This is a genomic window from Steroidobacter gossypii, from assembly GCF_016801985.1.
Classification (GTDB): Bacteria; Pseudomonadota; Gammaproteobacteria; order Steroidobacterales; family Steroidobacteraceae; genus Steroidobacter; species Steroidobacter gossypii.
The window spans coordinates 1,339,268-1,356,952 of record NZ_JAEVLS010000001.1; the positions used below are offsets into that span (position 1 = coordinate 1,339,268).

The following is a 17,685-nucleotide window of genomic DNA, read 5'->3' on the forward strand; positions in this document are numbered from 1 at the left end:
ATGACGGCACTCGGCTTTGTACTGGCGATGGTATTGACGATGGGCGACTCGACGCACGCGCAAGCTTCGGCGGACAAGAAATGGGGGACGTTGGACGGCGCGCCGCCGCTGGTCATCGCTCATCGTGGCGCCTCGGGTTATCGGCCCGAGCACACGCTCGCGTCTTACCTGCTGGCCATCGAATTCGGCGCCGATTATATCGAGCCGGATCTGGTCGCGACGCGCGACGGTCATTTGATCGCGCGCCATGAGCCATTGCTCGACGACACGACGGATGTGAAATCACGACCGGAGTTCGCTGCGCGCCGGAGCACGAAGACGCTGGACGGAAAGCAAGTCGCCGGGTTCTACGCCAGCGACTTCACGCTCGCCGAGATCCGCGAACTGCGAGCGGTGCAGGCCAATCCGGCGCGCTCCAAGGAGTACGACGGCATGTACACCGTGCCAACCTTCGAGGAGATCCTCGATCTGGTGGAACGGGAGTCGACGCGTCGCGGGCGGCCGATCGGCATCTATCCGGAAACCAAACATCCGGCCTTTCATCTGGCCCTGCAGTTGCCGTTGGAAGATCGCTTGATCGATGCCCTGAATCGGCGCAACTTGAATCGGGCCGGCACACCGATTTTCATTCAGTCGTTCGAAAGCGCCAACCTCCAGTATCTGCGGAGCAAAACCGAGCTGCCGCTGGTGCAGCTGATGGACGAAGGCTCGCTGATCTACGATGCCAGCGGCAAGCGAGTGGTGGGCGTTCACATTCCGGATTACGGCGATCCTCGTGGTGGGGAGCGTCCCAGCAGCTTGACCGAGGTGGCGAGCTATGCGTACGCGATCGGTCCGTGGAAGCGGCAAATTCTGCGGGATGTCGGGCAGCCCAAGCTGCTGACCACGACGGCAATCGAACAAGCGCACGCGGCCGGCTTGCGTGTGCATACTTATACATTCAGAGATGAGCCTGCCACGCTCGCGCCGGAATATGAGAACGACCCGCTGAACGAGTACCGTCGCTTTTTCGAGCTGGGCGTCGACGGCGTGTTTTCTGACTTCTCGGATACCGCGCTCAAGGCGCGCGCGCAGTGGCAATCTCGCTGATGCCGGGCCACTCACGCACCCAACAGCAAACGTGATCGAACCCTTCGACGGTTCGCTGTCGTGCTTCGGGATAACGCGAGAAATACCTGGCAGTGGTCGCCGCGGGCACCACCGAATCATTCGCGCCCCGCAAATGAAACTCCGGCCAGGGATGCGGGCGCTCGCTCAATGCGGGATTCAGGGACTGTGACATCGGCAGATACCCGTGATGCTCGGTCCAAGCGTCGGTATCGAGATTGGCGGCGACAGTCACCACGGATGTGACATTCTCCAGACGCTCTGCAATCAGCACCGCTAGCGCGCCCCCACCGCTGTAGCCGACGAGTGAAACATTCGCAGCGCCGATCTGGCGCTGAGCTTCCCGCGCCGTGGCCGCCATGCTCTCGACGATCTGGGGCGAATATCTCGCGCCCGTCCAGAGTTCCACTGTGCACTTCTCTGGACGAAGGCCGTGATAGCACGGGCGCGTTATGTATGCTGCCGGTCCCGGCGAGCGGATCATCAGTTCCAATGCAAGCGGCTGTCGCGTAGTGGGATCGGCGCTGGGCGTGCGACCGTCACTCCAGGGAAGGCCGTCGCTCTCCAGAAAAATCGTCAGCGCCGTGGCAGAGGCGAGCCGGTCATTGCGTTTGAGATAAACAAGACTTGGGAACTCGCCCGAGGAAACATGAACGATCTCGAGGCCGGCAGCGCGGGCTCGCCGGTCGAGCAGTTCCCCGGGCGAGGCGCAGCCGCCGATGATCGCCGCGCCGGCGATGACCAGCGGGGCGAGCACGTGCTTAAGGGCAATGCCGAGGCTCATGACATGCGATTGCGACGGACATCACAACGGAAGTCAACTTCCCGGAGCAGAGTGGCCCCGGGCACTCCTGCCGAACGCGATTCGTAGTCGGGCTAAAGGTCCATTGTCGCCGCGCGATTCTGGCTGATAAATACGCGCGGCACGGAGTGCAGCGTTTCCGCTGGCCATCGAATACCAATACCAAATCGGGAGAGCTTGCGATGAAGGTGAGGGCGCTCGGGCGAGCGGGAGGCTCGTTGGCGGCTTGGATGAGCGGTGCGGCGTTGCTGGCCATGGCGCCACTGGCACACGCGGTGCCGCCGACGTTCAGCAGCTCGGTGAATATTCCGATTCCCGCGATGGGCGATGCGGTGATCGTGAACCTGCGCCAGGCCGGCGCGGTCAGCGGCTCGGCGCCAATCTCCATCGACACCGGTCAAGGCGTGGTGCTGCTCAATGGCGAGCCGACCGCGCTGGCCATTCAGCCATACGATCCCCTCGGCGGCGATACTGGCTCGGTCTGCGTGATCGTTTTCAACGTCGAATACTCGCCATCGGCCGGAGACACATTGACGGCGCCGTTGACCGCGGCCAACGGTCAACAGGAAACCGGTTCGACCGGCTTTCCGGGCATCCAGATCGTCAACGCTCCGGGGCCCGGGATCGTGACTCCCGGCAACGAACAACAAGAGGCTGCCTGCGAGGATCCAAATCAACCGCCGGTCGTCGCCATCAACGGCGGTAGTCGCGCCGTAAGCGACACGGACGGCGCGCCGGGTGAAAACGTGACATTCGCTGCGACCGCCAGCGATCCCGAAGGCGAGTTGCTCCAGTTCGCTTGGTATGTCGATGAGTCGGATGAGCCCATCTCGACGGCCCCGAATCCGACTATTGCGCTTCCCGACGGTGTTTCGCGCGTGCGCGTGGTGGTCACCGACCAGAGCGATGGCGCGGGCGAAGATGAAGTCACAATCACGGTCGGCAACGCGACCGGGCCGACGGCGAACGCAGGTGGCGATCGCACTGTCGCGGATACCGACGGTGAGAACGGAGAAGACGTAACCCTCGATGCGAGTCTGTCCACCGATGCGGACGGCGCGATCGTTTCATATCGCTGGTCGCGCATCACCGATGGCGAGAACGAAGAGTTGCTCGGCACGAGTGCGTCGCCGACGCTGCAGGTCCGCTTGCCGGACGGCGACAACCTGATCCGCCTGCTGATCACCGACAACTCGGGTCTGCAGAGCGCCGACAGCGTCACTATCACCATCGGGGCAGGCACGATCACCAGACTTTCGGAGCTCCCCAACCTGTCGCCGAATCAGCGGCGCGTGGCGGTCGCGTTGGATCGTATCTGCGGTGAGCTGCGAGATCTGTCGAGCGACGAGGGGGCGGCGCTGACCGCCGATCAGCAGGACCTGCTGGTTCGCTGCAATGGCCTGCAGATCGCCAACACCACTTCGAATCAGGTCGCGGCGCTCGAAGAGTTGGTCGCGGACGATTTCGCCGTCGCTCGCACTCAAACTTTGTTGTTCGCCAACACCCAATACGCAAGCGTGATGGATCGTTTGATGGCATTGCGAGGTGGCGCGCGCGGGCTGAGTCTTGCGGGCCTCAACATCATCGTCGACGGTAAACCTGTGCCGCTGGCGCAGTTGCAGGACATGGTGAAGGGTCTGCTGGGCGGCGGCGCCAGCGCCGACGAGCCAGGTGGCTTGCTCAGCGACAAGTGGGGCATGTGGGCGCGCGGCAACTTCAGCTTCGGCGATAAGGATCGCAGCGCCAATGCGCCGGCCTTCGATGCCGATCAATGGGCGCTGGTCGGCGGCCTGGACTACCGCTTCAACGACAAGTGGGTCGGCGGACTGTCGCTCGCGTATGGCCAATCGACCATCGAGTTCGACCCGCGCGAGGAGGGCGGGCTCGATACGGACACCTGGGCCGCCTCGCTGTATGGCTCCGTGTACGCGGCGCGTGACTTCTATTTCGACGCCATCGTGAATGTCGCCAACGCCAAATACGGCGCCGATCGCAATATCACCTATGTGGATGGCACAGGCCTGGTGAACGTCGATGCACACGGCGATACCGATGGCATGACGTATAGCGCGGGAGTTTCTGGCGGCTATGACTTCCTGATCGGCGGGCTAACCCTCTCGCCGAACCTGGGCGTGTTCTACATCGACGCCACTATCGACAGTTTCACCGAGAGGGGCGCGGGCGGCCTGAACCTGATCTACGACGAGCAAAGCTTCCAGTCGTTCACGGGCAATGTCGGTTTCCGCGCCACCTATGCCTGGAATCTGAGTTGGGGCGTGCTACTACCTCACCTGCGTGTCGACTACGTTCGCGAATTCAAGGACGATGTCGACGTCTTCGGCGTGCGCTTCGCTGCCGATCCGAATGCCACCAGCACTCCGCCCATCCTGGTGGAAACCGACAATCCAGACCAATCGTACTGGCGCCTGGCCACTGGCATGTCGGCGCAGTTCATCCACGGAATCTCGGCGTACGTCGAGTATCAGCGCCTGGAGAGCTTCGAGTTCATCAGCTTCCAGGACGTGAGCCTGGGCCTGCGACTGCAGAGAAGCTTCTGATATGAAAATGCATCATCTGCCGAAGACTCTGGGCCGCGTCGCCGCGTTGCTGGCGCCCGGTCTGCTGGTCATGGCGTCAGCTGCGGCGCCCACGGACAGGGCGACCCACGGCATGGTGAAGCGCTCCGAGCTCGAAATCGTCGATTGCCTGTTGCCCGGCCAGGTGCGCCAGCTGGGCAACCGCAGCTTCCTGTCACAACGCCGACCGATCCGAACCACCGCGTCCGAATGTTCGATCCGCGGCGGGGAATACGTCGCATACGATCGTGCCGACTTGCAATCCGCGCTGCGCATCTGGCTGCAAGCTGCCGAATCGGGCGACGTCGAAGCGCAGACCAACGTGGGTGAAATCTACGAACGCGGCATGGGCGTGGAGCCTGACTACGAAGCGGCCGCGATGTGGTATCAAAAAGCCGCCGATAAAAACTACGCTCGCGCGCTGTTCAACCTGGGGACGATGTATGAGCAGGGCCTGGGCGTGCCGCAAGACGGGCTCAAAGCATTGAACCTGTATCGACAGGCGTGGGGCGTGCCCGAAGACAACATCATCTACGCCTCCGCCGCGCAACGCGAACAGGACGAGTTGCGCAAAGAACTCGAAGGCGCCATCGCCGAAAAGGACGGGCAGCTCGAGCTGCTGCAAAGGCAATTGAAAGAGCTGCAGGCGCAACTCGCCAGGCAAGCTTCCGCGGATCACGCCGTCGAGGACAGCAACAAGGAGATTCAGGCGCTGAAGAAATGGATCGAGCAACTGCAAGCCGAGCGCCGCAAGAACACTGAACGACTGGCCGGCATTCCGAGGACGCGGACTCCGCGAGGCACGACTGAGCTCGCGCAGCTGCCGCCGACCGCGGACGAGCGAACCCTGGCGGGCATGAACTTCGGTCGCTACTACGCCATCGTCATCGGCAATCAGAATTATCAGAGCATCGAAAGCCTGGCCACGCCGAAAGCGGACGCGGAGCGCGCCGCCCGCATCCTGGCCGATCGTTACGGCTTCACCGTATCGATTCTCGAGGACGCCAACGACATCACCATGTTGAAGGCCATCAACGATCTCAACGCGGTGCTCAAACCGGACGACAATTTGCTCATCTATTACGCCGGCCACGGCGCACGTCTGCAGAGCGGCAGGAGCGAGGCGGGCTACTGGCTGCCGGTGAATGCCGAGGCGCCGCCCAAAGATACGTTCTGGGTGCCAAACGAGCAGATCACCGGCCATCTCGGCCGTTTGCCGGCCCGGCGAGTGCTGGTCGTGGCCGACTCCTGTTATGCGGGTTTGTTGTCCACCGATCCCAGTTATCTGTTCCTGAACGACAAGGTGAGTTACTCGCAGGAGTACATCAAGTTCAAGCTGCCCAAGCGCGCGCGGCTGCTGCTTTCATCGGGCGGCGACAAGCCGGTGCTGGACGAGGGCAGTGGCGGCAATTCGGTGTTCGCGCGTGCGTTCCTGGACGAACTGGAGAGTAACCAAGGCATTCTCTCCAGCCCCGAGCTGTTCAGCCGGATTCGCAAGCGGGTCGAGGTCGCTGCGCAAAACAACAAGTTCGTGCAGCGGCCGGAGTTCAAATCCATCAAAGGCGCGGGTCACGAAGTGGGCGACTTCTTCTTCGTGCCGCGCTCGCGGAGCTGACCGGTTCAGCCTCGGCCCACCACGCCGCCGCCGTCGATGACGATGGTCTGGCCGGTCATGAACGAGCCGCTCGGCCCGGCAAGGAACACCGCGGCGCCGGCGATCTCGTCCGGCTCGCCGATACGACGCAGCGGATACGCCTTGACGGTGTGCTGATACACCTTTGGATCTTCCCACAGCGCTTTGGCGAAATCGGTGCGGATCAGGCCGGGCGCGATGCAATTGGCGCGAATGTTTTTCGGGCCCCACTCGGCGCACAAATTGCGGGCCAACGCCATGTCGGCGGCCTTGGACAAACCGTAGACACCGAGCGTGGGCGAGCCGATCAGACCCGCGATGGAAGAAATGATGATGATGGAGCCGCCGCCCCGCTGCGCCATCTGCGGCAGCACCATGTTGCACAACCAGAAGTTGCTGCGCACGTTGCTGTTCATGACTTTGTCGTACGCATCGTCCGGCATGTCGATGGACGGACCGTAGTAGGGATTCACCGCGGCGTTACACACCAGCACGTCGATGCCGCCCCAATGTTGGCACGTGTCGTCGACCAGCTTCTGCAATTCTTCTTTGCGACTGATGTTACAAGCGAGCGCGATGGCTTCGCCGCCCTTGTCCTTGATGGCTTTGACCACTTCCTCGCACGCATCGAGCTTGCGACTGGTGACGACCACCTTGCCGCCATGTTCCGCCATGCGTTCGGCGATGGCGCGGCCGATGCCGCGACTGGAGCCGGTGATCACCGCGACCTTGCCAGTGAGATCGAACAGAGATGAAGTCATGACGTTCCCCAACGGTGCTTATCGAGTGTGTCTGTTGTGAGCACGATCATAACGAAGCGCCCGCGCAGCTCCTACCGCGAAGCTGAACAGACCACCGTTAAATGACAGATTGATGTGAGTTAATGCGTCAAGTTTCGTCGAGCGCACTGCATGCCGGAAATTGCGCAGCAATTGCGTGGAACTGTGCGCCCTGTCGCTAAACGGCGGCAGCCTCGTGCCGATGTCTTGTACGACCACTGCGGAACTGCCTACGCGAGCGGAACGTTCTTGGATCGGAAAGACGTAGAGGTTGTTATGAAATCCACGCAGCAATGGGGCAAGCATCTCCGCGATCTGGTGAACGCCAGCCTGGATCCGATGGTCTACGCTTTACAGTGGGCGCACGATCCGCGCTGCCTGCAACAGGTGGGCGCCAAACATCGGCGCGTCGGCGCACCGATTGAACGTAATGCTGCGGTCTGCCGCTTGTGGTTGACTGCTCGCGACAGAAGCTGAAAATCGTGCCGGTCGGTCACGCCATTGCTGGGCGAACCGGCCGTTAACTGAACGATCGTTCGCGAAGCGCGGCAGGCAGGCTGCGCTTCGACACCTCCCCAAACAGTCAGCCTTCAAGGATCGAAGCTTTCTCTGTCGTCCCGACTCGACCCATGAAATAGCCATGCGCGGCTGCGCCTGGTCTCGCGGTCTAATCGCGATCTAATTGCGCCCACCGAACCGACGCCCAACAGGAGTGGATCATGTCGGAAACCTTGCTATGGAAATCAGTCCATCAATGGAGTAATTTATCATTCACTCCATTAGAGGACTGCGATATGTACCAGCCACGTAGTCTCGAGCGCTCCGGCTTCGATCCGGACGAGTTGGGAGCCACCGCGCTGACGGCGTTTTTCAATATCACCGCGGCATGGCGCCTGGGAGCGGAGGAAGAGCGGGTTTTGCTGGGCTCACCGCCTCGGTCCACCTTCTTCAAATGGAAAAGCGATCGAGCGGCGCGCCTGTCGGCCGATACGCTCGAGCGCATCAGCTATGTCATGGGCATCTACAAGGCTCTGCACATCCTGCTGCCGACGCAGGAAATGGCCGATGCCTGGGTGAAAAAGCCCAACACCGCGCCCGGCTTCGGCGGCAAGCCCGCGCTGGAGCGCATGCTTGGCGGTCGGGTAGTGGACCTGGCGGATGTGCGCCGCTATCTGGACGCGCAGCGCGGATGACGGCCGGGCCACGCGCGGTCACGCTCCGCTGGCAAAAGATTTACCGCATCGTCGCGACCCGGCATCCGCCGGTAAACGTGTTCGAAAGGATTCTGCCGGCCCGACAAATGGAACTGGGCTGGTTCATCGAGGGCCTCACCAACGATCGTCTGCGCGACGAGAGCGGTGAAGCGCCCGTGATGCCGGATTCGGATCGGGTTTACGGTCCGGGCGCGAGCATCGTGATGGCCACGTTCACTCACATCGGGTTTCCAAGCCGCTTCAGCGACGGCAGCTACGGCGTCTACTACGCCGCCCATTCCTTGGAAACTGCCATCCGCGAAACGGCGCATCATCGCGGGAAATTCCTGGCGGCCACGAATGAGCCGCCGTGCGAAGTCGACATGCGCGCTTACGTCGGCCGCCCGTTGCAACCGTTCCTGGATGTTCGCGGCCCGCGCTTCGATCATTTACATCACCCCGACGACTACGCCACGTCGCAGGCTTTCGCGAAACCACTGCGCGATGAAGGTCACTGGGGGTTGGTGTACAGGAGCGTGCGTCACGAAGGCGGCGAGTGCATCGGCGCCTTCAAGCCTCAAGCTGTCAGCATTCCCGTGGCAGGCGCGGCGCTCGCTTATGTGTGGGATGGCGAGCGCATCACCAAGATCTACGAAAAGTCAGAAGTGTTGTTCGAGCTCTGAAGGGCCGCCCGGCCAGGGGCGGCTCAGCGATATCGTGCCAAGATCTTTTCCAGCCCCTTCGACCCCGGGCTCAGTTGCTGGTACGACAGCTGATTCACCGGCGTCGTCGTGGTGCCGTTCATGTCGTGAAACTCGGGGCTGCTCTCGTCGATGTAGATCAGCCCGGTGACGAACTCGTTCTGCGCCAACTTGTCGCGCAGATAGTTGAAAGCCTTGCCCCGATGCGTCGGGTCGTAGGAGGGATCGAGCTTTCTCAGCAGCACGCGGCTGCCATCATGCAAGGCGATCGGCATCGCATCGCCTTCCGCATACTCCGCGGTGATCTCGCGCGCCGGCGGAATGAAATCGGCGTGCACCACCTCTTCGTAGTTGTCACGCACGAACTCGTAACTCTTGGTGGAGCCTTCATGATCGTTGAAGGTCACGCACGGTGACAGCACGTCGATCAAGGCGAAGCCGCGGTGCTTCAAGCCAGCGATGATCAGCGGCACCAATTGTTCCTTGTCGCCAGAGAAGCTGCGCGCCACGAACGTGCCGCCGAGCGTCAGCGCCGCCAGCACCGGATCGATCGGTGGCTGCAGATTCGCCTCGCCCTTCTTGGCCTTGGAGCCGATGTCGGCGGACGCGGAAAACTGTCCCTTGGTCAGCCCGTACACACCGTTGTTCTCGATGAGGTAGAGCATGTTCAGATTGCGGCGCATGGCGTGCGCGAACTGACCGAAGCCGATGGACAACGTATCGCCGTCGCCCGACACGCCGATGTAGTAAAGATCCTTGTTGGCGGCGATCGCGCCGGTGGCGATCGACGGCATGCGCCCATGCACCGAGTTGAAACCGTGGCCGCCGCTGACGAAATACGCCGTGGTCTTGGACGAACAGCCGATGCCCGACAACTTCACCAATTGTTCCGGCCGCATCGACATCTGCCAGCAGGCTTCGATGACGGCCGCCGTGATCGAATCGTGGCCGCAACCGGCGCACAAGGTGGACATGCCGCCTTCGTAGTCCCGCCGCGTGAGCCCCAGCTCGTTTCGCGGCAGACCGGGGTGCGCGACCTTTGGCTTGGCAATGAAACTCATATCAAACTCCCACGGCCAATCGCTGTTCGGGGGCGGAGGCCAGCACGCCAGCGACGATCGCGGTCGACGAGATCGGCAGGCCGCTGTAATGCAGGATGGAATGCAGTTTGGATTTCTCGACCGCTGTCTCCAGCGTGAGCAGAGCGCGCAGCTGAGCGTCCCGATTCTGCTCGACTATGAAGATCTGGGAGTGAGCGGCGAGGAAATCTTCGACCTCCTGGCCGAAAGGAAAGGCACGCACTCGCATGTAGTCGATCTGCACGCCGCGATGTCGCAGCAGATCCAGGGCCTCGCGGACCGCGCCGTCACAGCTGCCGAGTGACACGATGGCGAGACTGGTTGAACCCCGACTGTCGATCACCGCTTTGGGCACCAGCGTTTTCGCGGTCTCGAACTTGCGTTTCAGGCGATCGAGAACGATCTGATATTCAGTCGAATCTTCGGTGTAGCCGCCGTACTGCGTGTGACCCGAGCCGCGCGTGAAATACGCGCCCTTCGGATGCGTGCCGGGAAGCGTGCGGTAGGGAATGGCGTCGCCATCTTTGTCCAGGTAGCGATAGAACTTCTCGATCTGTTCGAGCTGCTCGGCGCTCAACACCTTGCCGCGATCGGGTCGATACTCGTCGTCCCATTTCAAAGTCGGGCACATCCAGTCGTTCATGCCGATGTCCAGATCGGATAGCACGAACACCGGCGTCTGCAGCCGCTCCGCGAGATCGAAGGACTGGGCGGCCATGTAAAAACATTCCTCCGGGCTGTTCGGGAACAGCAGCACGTGGCGGGTATCGCCATGAGAGGCATAGGCCGCGAGCATCAGATCGCATTGTTGAGTGCGCGTCGGCATGCCTGTCGACGGGCCCACGCGCTGAATGTCGAAGATGACCGCGGGCACCTCGGCGTAGTAAGCCAGCCCGATGAACTCGTTCATCAACGAAATGCCCGGGCCGCTGGTTGGCGTGAACGAACGCGCGCCGTTCCAAGCCGCGCCGATGACGGCGCCGATTGCGGCGAGCTCGTCCTCACATTGCACGATCACGTAATTGCGCTTGCCGGTCTCCGGATCGATGCGCCACTTCTGACAAAAACCTTTGAAAGCATCCATCAGCGAAGTCGAAGGCGTGATGGGATACCACGCGCCGACCGTTGCGCCGGCATACATGCAACCCAGCGCCGCCGCGGTATTGCCGTCGATCATGATGTGATCGGCCGTCTTATCCATGCGCCGCACCTTGAGCGGCAGCGGACAGGCAAAACGTTCCTTGGCGTAGTTGTAGCCGAGCTCCAGCGCCTTGAGGTTCGAATCCAGCAGCGACTTCTTGTTCGCGTAGCTCTCGCCGAGCAGTGTACGCATCACGTCCAGCTCGATGTCCAGCAGCGCACCCAGCACACCGGCGTACACGATATTCTTGAGCAGGATGCGAGCGCGGACGCCCTGGAATGTTTCGTTACAGATGCGGGCCAGAGGCACGCCGAAAATGGTGATGTCGTCGCGCTTGAGCAGTGCGGGCCGCGGCCAGGTGGAGTCGTAGAGCAGGTAGCCGCCAGGGCTCACTTCCCTCACGTCTTTCGCATACGTTTCGGCATTCATCGCCACCATGAAGTCGATGCGACCGGAACGGGCGACGTAGCCGTCACGCGAGATGCGGATCTCGTACCAGGTGGGCAGGCCCTGGATGTTGGAAGGAAAGTAGTTCTTGCCCATCACCGGAATGCCCATCCGGAATATGGATTTCATCAACAGCGTGTTGGCGCTGGCCGAGCCAGTGCCGTTCACGTTGGCGAGCTTGATGACAAAATCGTTCAGGCGATCCGGCGTGTCGGTGCTGGCCGAGTTGCTGGCTGGGGCGTGCTGCATGGAGAGGTCTCGTCGCTCGCATAAGGAATGCGGATTTTGGATTTCTGCATATCCCACGCCGCTGTCGGGCAGCGCTCGGCGCACAGTCCGCAATGTACGCAGACGTCTTCATCTTTGACCATCACCCGCGCCGTATGTTGCAACGGACCGGAAACGAACAGCGGCTGCGTCGCGCGCAGCGTCGGCGCTTTCAAGCGCTGGCGAATCTCCGCCTCCGTGCCGTTGACGGTCATGGTCAGACAATCGACGGGACAAATATCGATGCACGCATCGCATTCGATACAAAGCCGGGCATCGAATACGGTCTGCACATCGCAATTGAGGCAGCGTTGCACCTCGGCGGCGGCCTGTTCGGCGGTGAAGCCCAGCTCCACTTCGATGTTGATCTTCTTGAAACGCTCCTTGAGGTCGACGTGCGGCATCAGCCGCCGCTCCAGCGGGTCATAGTCGTTCTTGTAGGCCCACTCGTGCAGGCCCATCTTGCGGCTGGACAGCTTCAGGCCGCGCGGCGGCCGCTGGTTCACATCCAGCCCCTGACAATATTTATGCAGCGAAATCGCCGCCTGATGCCCGTGCTCCACCGCCCAGATGATGTTCTTGGGACCGAACGCCGCATCGCCGCCGAAGAACACGTTGGGCCGGGTCGACTGCAACGTGGTCGCGTCCACCTTGGGCACGTGCCACCGATCGAACTCGATGCCCAGATCGTTTTCGATCCACGGAAAGGCATTCTCCTGACCGATGGCCAGGATCACGTCGTCGCACGGGATGAATCTTTCGCCGCGCACGCGCTCGCCGACAATCCGGCCCCCTTTGTCGAGTGGGGCGTCGAGATCGTAGTCCATGAGATCGAACAGCATGCCGGCGAGCTTGCCGTGCTCGATCACGAACGCCTTGGGCGCGTGATTGATCACGATCTCGACGTTCTCGGCTTCGGCGTCTTCCAGTTCCCACTCGGACGCTTTGAAGAAGGCGCGCGGCTTGCGGGCCATGACTTTCACGTCGCTCGCGCCGAGGCGCAGCGATGTGCGGCAGCAATCCATCGCGGTGTTGCCGACGCCGATGATCAGCACGCGTCGACCGATGGCTTTGATGTGATCGAACGCCACCGACTCGAGCCAGTCGATGCCGATGTGAATGTTGGCGGCGGCGGCCGGGTCGGTGCGACCCGGCAGCTTCAGATCCTTGCCCTTGGGCGCGCCACTGCCCACGAAGACGGCGTCGAACTCACCGGTGGCGAGCAGTTGTTTCATGCTCGTCACCGGTGAGCCCAGACGCAGATCCACCCCCAAATCGATGATGTAGCCGATTTCCTCGGCCAGCACCTGCTCCGGCAAACGGAATGACGGAATATTAGTGCGCATCAGTCCGCCCGGCGTGCGCCACTTCTCGAAAATGGTCACGTCGTAGCCAAGCGGCATCAGATCGTTGGCGACCGTCAGCGAGGCCGGCCCCGCGCCGATGCAGGCGATGCGACGGCCGTTTTTCTGGGCCGGCGCTTTGGGTAGGAACGGACGCACGTCGTCGCGATGATCGGCAGCGACGCGTTTCAGACGACAGATGGCGACCGGCTCGTTATTCGGCGCGGGTTCGACGCGGCCGCGCCGGCAGGCGGGCTCGCACGGACGATCGCACACCCGTCCGAGAATGCCCGGGAATACATTGGATTCGCGATTGACGAGATACGCCTGCGTGAACTGCCCCTGGGCAATCAGGCGGATGTATTCGGGAACGTCAGTATGGGCCGGGCAGGCCCACTGGCAATCGACGACGCGATGATAATAGTCAGGATTTCCAGTATCGGTCGGTTGCACCGCTACTCTTAGCCCCCTATCACGACGACACTGCGCCGAAACGTTGCCGGCGCCGTGGAAATTCGATCGGTAAGCTAGGGTATACCTATGAGAACCAAACCGCCACCGAACGAGTGACCCGCAACGGACTAGGTTGGCTAGGTCATGAACTCCGGCGTCATGACGGGATCGAGAATGCGTCGTCGGCTGTCGAGCGACAGACCCTCCCAATGCACTTTGTGAACGGCTGCCGCCCGCAGCTGCGCATCGGTGACGTGGCGGACGATTTCAGTGGCGGCCGGCGGTCGATCGGTCGAGAGTTGGCGGGTTCGGCCTTGCTTCAGGATTTCGTTCACGGCGGCCAGCACCTGGTTGTTGTTGGTGAGCGCGCCGTGATTTTCCTGAACGAACCAGGTCGCCGCGCCATCCCAGAGCGCGCGCGCCAACGGCACGGTGCCATCGCCGTCGCGTCGGATCGAATATTCGAATCCCCCATCGCGCAGACGCAATGAAGTGACGGTTTCCTGATGTGTGCCGACGATGACCGCGCAGCGTTCATCCGGCGGCGGCATGCGCCTGCGCACTTCGGCCGCGTGCGTCAGCATGGTCGCGTCCGGCACCAGATCGTCCTGTGGCCATTGTGCAGGATCGAACAAATCGGGATCGTCGGGCGCCAGCGCCGACGGCAACATCTGATAGAGGCCGGGCAACGTTAGAAACACCGCGCGAGCCAATGCTTCGGCGCTGTTGTGATGATCCAGAGCGGCGATCTTGCGCACGGTCGGATATGCAGCGCGCAGCGCTTGCGCCGGCGCGAACGAACCTTGATTCGGCGCGCCCAGCTGCACCACTTTGCGGATGCGTCGTTGGCGATCGAGAGTCAGGGCCATGCGGGCGACCAGGCCGCCCATGCTGTGCGCCACGATATGAACTTCGGGCGCGTCCGCAGCTTCGACGGCGCTCAGCAGCGCCTTGGCCAATGTTTCCAGATCGGCGCGCCAGTCGAATGGATGAAACACCGGACGGAAGCCGGCGATCTCCAGCGACAGGCGCAGCTTCAGATAGCCGGGCAGCATGACGCCGACGGCGCTCAGTGATGCGCCGTTCGGCAAGGCCAATTGCGACAGCCCGCCCTCGGCAATGGCAGTCGGATGCAACCAGAGCAGCGACGTGGTTTCGCCCTGCAATGAACCGAGCCTGGAGCCCATGATTCCAGGCAGCACGAAAACCACTTCGCCGCGCTCGTTGCCGCGAGTGGCGGCGAGTTTCGCCAGTTGCGCCAGCTCGCGATACTGGAGCTCGCCAAAGTACGCGCTCAGCAGCGCTGCGTGCGCGCCCGATCGCAGCAGCGCAACGATCTGGTCTTCATGCAAATCGGCCGGGCTGGGCAGGGTGGGGGCGTGGGTCATGTGTGGCTAAACGCCGCTAGCGTGTGCCGGGTTCGACGACCAGCACTTGTACCGTGCGCGTTCCGGCCTTTTCGAACTGCAGCACCATGGGAAAGCGCAAACCGGCGGGCAGCGGTTGCCGCAAGCCCATCAGCATGAAGTGCGCCCCGCCCGGAGCGAACTTGAACGGCTGGCCGGCCTCGAGCGGCGCCGTCGCGAGAGGGCGCATCCTCATCATGCCGTTCTCTTCGCTGCTGGTGTGCATCTCGATGTGATCGGCCACCGTCGTGGTTGCCGAGAGCAACGTGTCCGCCTCGGCGGCGGTGATCTCCATGTATGCAGCCGCGACCGTCGCGCCGGCCGGTGTCGCATTCGACCACGCGTCGCTCACCACGATCGGCTCACGTACGGTTTGGCCGCAAGCCGTCGCCACGAGCGCGAATAATGTGACAATGAGCTTGCGTCGCAGTTCGATCATTCATCCGTCCTTATGCTCGTTCCGCCATGGTCGTCTTGATGACGTCGCACATGGCGTCGATCGCCTGAATACGCGAGGTGCTCTTGCGCCAGACCGCGCCCACGGTGCGCGTCGGCACCGGCCTTGCGAATTCCTTCACCGCCAACCCCTGTCCCGAGCCGAAAGGCCCGCGCGTCGCAAGCTCCGGCAGCAGCGTGACGCCGAGACCAGCCGCGACCATCTGTCGCAACGTTTCCAGACTGGTGGCGCGATAGTCCTCGTTCTCCTTCACATCGATACGGCTGCAAACGTCCAGCGCCTGATCGCGCAGGCAGTGTCCGTCTTCGAGCAGCAGCAAGGTCTCGCCCGTCAGATCGTCGAGCTTGATGTGAGCTCGCTTCGCCAGCGGATGAGTAGTGGGCGCCGCGACCTTGAAGTCCTCGTGGTACAGCTCGCGCGAATCCAATCCATCCATGGGCACGGGCAGTGCAAGGATGGCGACTTCGATTTCGCCGTCGCGCAGCTTTTCCAGCAGCTGCTGGGTCTGATACTCGTACAACATCAGCTTCAATTGCGGCAATTGCTTGCGCAGCCGGCGCGCCACCAGCGGCAGCAGATAGGGCCCGATGGTGGGGATCAGGCCGAGCTTGAGTTTTCCGGATAAGGGGTCATGTTCGTTGCGGGCCAGCGAAATGATCTCGTCGCTCTCCTGCAGGATGCGACGCGCCAGCGGTAGGATCTTGGCGCCGGTCTCGGTGAGCGTTACCCGTCGCGGCTGTCGCTCGATCAATTGCACGCCCAGGTAGTTCTCCAGCTTTTTCAGCTGCGCCGACAGGGTCGGCTGGCTCACAAATGAGCGCTCGGCGGCCTTGCCGAAGTGCTTGGTGTCGGCGAGGGCCACGAAGTAACGCAAGTCGCGCAGGTTCATGGCGACGCAACCTGTGGTGTGTAAAATAGGCTCATAGGTTTAGTCTATCAAAAATACTCAAACAATCGATTGGCGATTGCGGCCCCAGTCCGCATAATTGCATCCGTCGCCTTGAGGGTGCTCGCCAACGAGCGCCTTGGGGGCACATTGTTGTCAACCGCGCCCAGCTTCGTTGCCAGCGCTAAATTTTGTTGATGGAGGAGTGATACATGTTAGGTGTCGGACAAAAATTCCCGCAGTTCTCGCTGACCGGCGTGGTGTCGAACGATCTGAACAACGCGTTCCAGCCGTTCGATTCGAACAGCTCGGCCGGCAAGTGGAAGATCGTGTTCTTCTGGCCGAAGGACTTCACCTTCGTCTGCCCGACCGAAATTGCCGCGTTCGGCAAGTTGAACAAAGAGTTCGCCGATCGTGACGCCGTGGTGTACGGCGTGAGCACCGATTCCGAGTTCGTGCACCTCGCGTGGCGCAAGGACAAGGAAGAGCTGCGCGATCTGCCGTTCCCGATGCTCTCGGACATCAAGCGCGAGCTGACCTCGGCGCTTGGCGTGCTGGATGCGGAGGCAGGTGTGGCGCAACGTGCCACGTACATCGTCGACCCGCAGGGCGTGATCCGCTTCGCGTACGTCACCGACTTGAACGTCGGCCGCAGCCCTGAGGAAGTGTTGCGCGTGCTCGATGCTCTGCAGACCGACGAGCTGTGCCCCTGCAACTGGAAGAAGGGCGAGGACACGCTGAAGGCTGCCTGATGGCCTGAAGCGAGTTTCGCTATGACTCGTTGATCGAAATGGGCGCCGGCGCGGAGATCTTCTGCGCCGGCGCCTCACCCACCGGAGGATTGGTATGTCTCTCGAAACGATCCGCGATCAGCTGCCGGATTACGCGCGTGATCTGAAGCTCAACATCGGCAGCGTGCTGACCCCGCAGGGCGCCCCTGGCCTGAGCGAAAAACAGATTGCCGCTGTCGCGCTGTCGACGGCGATCGCCGCCCGCAACCCGCATCTCACCGAAGCCATCGAAAGCTGGGCCAGAACCCACCTGGACGATGCGCACGTGAACGGTGCGCGTGCCGCGGCTGCCATCATGGGCATGAACAACATTTATTACCGTTTCCTCCATCTGGTGGAAGACGGCGAGTATTCGACCATGCCGGCCCGGCTGCGCATGAACATTATTGGCAACCCGGGTATCGACAAGCTCGATTTCGAGTTGCTGTCGCTGGCCGTATCCGCGGTGAACGGCTGCGGAATGTGCATCACCTCGCACGAAAAGAAGCTGCGCGAAGGCGGCATCAGCCGCGAACAGATCCAGAGCGCGGTCCGTATCGCGTCGGTCATTCACGCCGTCGCGGGCGTGCTGGAATATCACGCGGCCTCGGCCGCCGCCGCTGCCAGCGTGTGAGAATCCGGACT

16 protein-coding genes are annotated in these 17,685 nt (G+C 62.1%); 8 read left to right on the top strand and 8 right to left on the bottom strand.

The genetic code is table 11. From position 1 onward, the window contains the following. The gene (locus tag JM946_RS05790) at positions 1 to 1,089 is read left to right on the top strand and encodes a glycerophosphodiester phosphodiesterase (protein ID WP_203166180.1); all 1,089 of its coding nucleotides are present in this window, start codon (positions 1 to 3) and stop codon (positions 1,087 to 1,089) included. Here the strand turns inward: JM946_RS05790 and JM946_RS05795 are convergent. After that, positions 1,058 to 1,891 (bottom strand): alpha/beta fold hydrolase, encoded by an 834-nt coding sequence (locus JM946_RS05795; protein ID WP_203166181.1) that lies wholly within the window; start codon positions 1,889 to 1,891, stop codon positions 1,058 to 1,060. The genes JM946_RS05790 and JM946_RS05795 overlap by 32 nt on opposite strands. A 200-nt stretch (positions 1,892 to 2,091) precedes the next feature. On the opposite strand from JM946_RS05795, the gene JM946_RS05800 reads away from it, so the two are divergent. Continuing rightward, positions 2,092 to 4,467, top strand: coding sequence for an autotransporter outer membrane beta-barrel domain-containing protein (locus JM946_RS05800; RefSeq protein ID WP_203166186.1), 2,376 nt, complete (start codon positions 2,092 to 2,094; stop codon positions 4,465 to 4,467). Position 4,468: 1 nt separating this feature from the next. Next, positions 4,469 to 6,100, top strand: coding sequence for a caspase family protein (locus JM946_RS05805; RefSeq protein WP_203166188.1), 1,632 nt, complete (start codon positions 4,469 to 4,471; stop codon positions 6,098 to 6,100). Positions 6,101 to 6,105: 5 nt separating this feature from the next. On the opposite strand, the gene JM946_RS05810 is transcribed toward JM946_RS05805, so the two are convergent. Continuing rightward, the gene (locus JM946_RS05810) at positions 6,106 to 6,879 is read right to left on the bottom strand and encodes an SDR family NAD(P)-dependent oxidoreductase (RefSeq protein ID WP_203166189.1); all 774 of its coding nucleotides are present in this window, start codon (positions 6,877 to 6,879) and stop codon (positions 6,106 to 6,108) included. A 150-nt stretch (positions 6,880 to 7,029) separates the two neighbouring features. Here JM946_RS05810 and JM946_RS05815 point away from each other — a divergent pair, with 150 nt between their 5' ends. The 3 genes from JM946_RS05815 to JM946_RS05825 all read left to right on the top strand — a co-directional run bounded on the left by JM946_RS05815 (position 7,030) and on the right by JM946_RS05825 (position 8,773). Continuing rightward, positions 7,030 to 7,374 carry a hypothetical protein gene (locus tag JM946_RS05815; RefSeq protein ID WP_203166190.1) on the top strand — a complete coding sequence of 115 codons (345 nt, stop codon included), beginning with the start codon at positions 7,030 to 7,032 and terminating at the stop codon, positions 7,372 to 7,374. 317 nt (positions 7,375 to 7,691) lie between these two features. Continuing rightward, positions 7,692 to 8,090, top strand: coding sequence for an MbcA/ParS/Xre antitoxin family protein (locus JM946_RS05820; protein ID WP_203166191.1), 399 nt, complete (start codon positions 7,692 to 7,694; stop codon positions 8,088 to 8,090). Further along, positions 8,087 to 8,773 carry an RES family NAD+ phosphorylase gene (locus JM946_RS05825; RefSeq protein WP_203166192.1) on the top strand — a complete coding sequence of 229 codons (687 nt, stop codon included), beginning with the start codon at positions 8,087 to 8,089 and terminating at the stop codon, positions 8,771 to 8,773. The genes JM946_RS05820 and JM946_RS05825 overlap by 4 nt, the downstream gene beginning before the upstream one ends. 23 nt (positions 8,774 to 8,796) lie before the next feature. Here JM946_RS05825 and JM946_RS05830 read toward each other — a convergent pair whose 3' ends face one another. The 6 genes from JM946_RS05830 to JM946_RS05855 form a co-directional block, all read right to left on the bottom strand. Further along, a complete protein-coding gene (locus JM946_RS05830) occupies positions 8,797 to 9,852 on the bottom strand; it encodes a 2-oxoacid:ferredoxin oxidoreductase subunit beta (RefSeq protein ID WP_203166194.1) in 1,056 nt (351 codons plus the stop codon). 1 nt (position 9,853) lies between these two features. After that, on the bottom strand, positions 9,854 to 11,707 hold the full coding sequence (locus JM946_RS05835) for a 2-oxoacid:acceptor oxidoreductase subunit alpha (RefSeq protein WP_203166196.1): 1,854 nt from the start codon (positions 11,705 to 11,707) through the stop codon (positions 9,854 to 9,856). Continuing rightward, positions 11,653 to 13,521, bottom strand: coding sequence for an FAD-dependent oxidoreductase (locus tag JM946_RS05840; RefSeq protein WP_203166198.1), 1,869 nt, complete (start codon positions 13,519 to 13,521; stop codon positions 11,653 to 11,655). The genes JM946_RS05835 and JM946_RS05840 overlap by 55 nt, the downstream gene beginning before the upstream one ends. A 137-nt stretch (positions 13,522 to 13,658) precedes the next feature. Then, positions 13,659 to 14,909 carry an alpha/beta fold hydrolase gene (locus JM946_RS05845; RefSeq protein ID WP_203166200.1) on the bottom strand — a complete coding sequence of 417 codons (1,251 nt, stop codon included), beginning with the start codon at positions 14,907 to 14,909 and terminating at the stop codon, positions 13,659 to 13,661. Between the two features lie 16 nt (positions 14,910 to 14,925). Then, entirely contained in the window at positions 14,926 to 15,366 is a 441-nt protein-coding gene (locus JM946_RS05850) for a copper chaperone PCu(A)C (RefSeq protein WP_203166201.1), read from the bottom strand. Positions 15,367 to 15,376: 10 nt separating this feature from the next. Beyond that, a complete protein-coding gene (locus tag JM946_RS05855) occupies positions 15,377 to 16,273 on the bottom strand; it encodes a LysR substrate-binding domain-containing protein (protein WP_203166202.1) in 897 nt (298 codons plus the stop codon). 209 nt (positions 16,274 to 16,482) lie between these two features. Here JM946_RS05855 and JM946_RS05860 point away from each other — a divergent pair, with 209 nt between their 5' ends. Then, positions 16,483 to 17,022: a peroxiredoxin gene (locus JM946_RS05860; RefSeq protein ID WP_203166203.1), complete on the top strand. Its 540-nt coding sequence runs from the start codon at positions 16,483 to 16,485 to the stop codon at positions 17,020 to 17,022. A gap of 94 nt (positions 17,023 to 17,116) precedes the next feature. Continuing rightward, positions 17,117 to 17,674, top strand: coding sequence for a carboxymuconolactone decarboxylase family protein (locus JM946_RS05865; protein ID WP_203166204.1), 558 nt, complete (start codon positions 17,117 to 17,119; stop codon positions 17,672 to 17,674). Positions 17,675 to 17,685: the final 11 nt, after the last annotated feature.

Excerpts from the sequence above, each read along its gene's own strand:
- JM946_RS05825 (WP_203166192.1), top strand. The coding sequence starts at position 8,087 with ATGACGGCCGGGCCACGCGCGGTCACGCTCCGCTGGCAAAAGATTTAC.
- JM946_RS05850 (WP_203166201.1), bottom strand. The coding sequence starts at position 15,366 with ATGATCGAACTGCGACGCAAGCTCATTGTCACATTATTCGCGCTCGTG.
- JM946_RS05800 (WP_203166186.1), top strand. The coding sequence starts at position 2,092 with ATGAAGGTGAGGGCGCTCGGGCGAGCGGGAGGCTCGTTGGCGGCTTGG.
- JM946_RS05830 (WP_203166194.1), bottom strand. The coding sequence starts at position 9,852 with ATGAGTTTCATTGCCAAGCCAAAGGTCGCGCACCCCGGTCTGCCGCGA.
- JM946_RS05815 (WP_203166190.1), top strand. The coding sequence starts at position 7,030 with ATGCCGGAAATTGCGCAGCAATTGCGTGGAACTGTGCGCCCTGTCGCT.
- JM946_RS05810 (WP_203166189.1), bottom strand. The coding sequence starts at position 6,879 with ATGACTTCATCTCTGTTCGATCTCACTGGCAAGGTCGCGGTGATCACC.
- JM946_RS05860 (WP_203166203.1), top strand. The coding sequence starts at position 16,483 with ATGTTAGGTGTCGGACAAAAATTCCCGCAGTTCTCGCTGACCGGCGTG.
- JM946_RS05820 (WP_203166191.1), top strand. The coding sequence starts at position 7,692 with ATGTACCAGCCACGTAGTCTCGAGCGCTCCGGCTTCGATCCGGACGAG.
- JM946_RS05835 (WP_203166196.1), bottom strand. The coding sequence starts at position 11,707 with ATGCAGCACGCCCCAGCCAGCAACTCGGCCAGCACCGACACGCCGGAT.
- JM946_RS05805 (WP_203166188.1), top strand. The coding sequence starts at position 4,469 with ATGAAAATGCATCATCTGCCGAAGACTCTGGGCCGCGTCGCCGCGTTG.
- JM946_RS05790 (WP_203166180.1), top strand. The coding sequence starts at position 1 with ATGACGGCACTCGGCTTTGTACTGGCGATGGTATTGACGATGGGCGAC.
- JM946_RS05855 (WP_203166202.1), bottom strand. The coding sequence starts at position 16,273 with ATGAACCTGCGCGACTTGCGTTACTTCGTGGCCCTCGCCGACACCAAG.
- JM946_RS05845 (WP_203166200.1), bottom strand. The coding sequence starts at position 14,909 with ATGACCCACGCCCCCACCCTGCCCAGCCCGGCCGATTTGCATGAAGAC.
- JM946_RS05795 (WP_203166181.1), bottom strand. The coding sequence starts at position 1,891 with ATGAGCCTCGGCATTGCCCTTAAGCACGTGCTCGCCCCGCTGGTCATC.
- JM946_RS05865 (WP_203166204.1), top strand. The coding sequence starts at position 17,117 with ATGTCTCTCGAAACGATCCGCGATCAGCTGCCGGATTACGCGCGTGAT.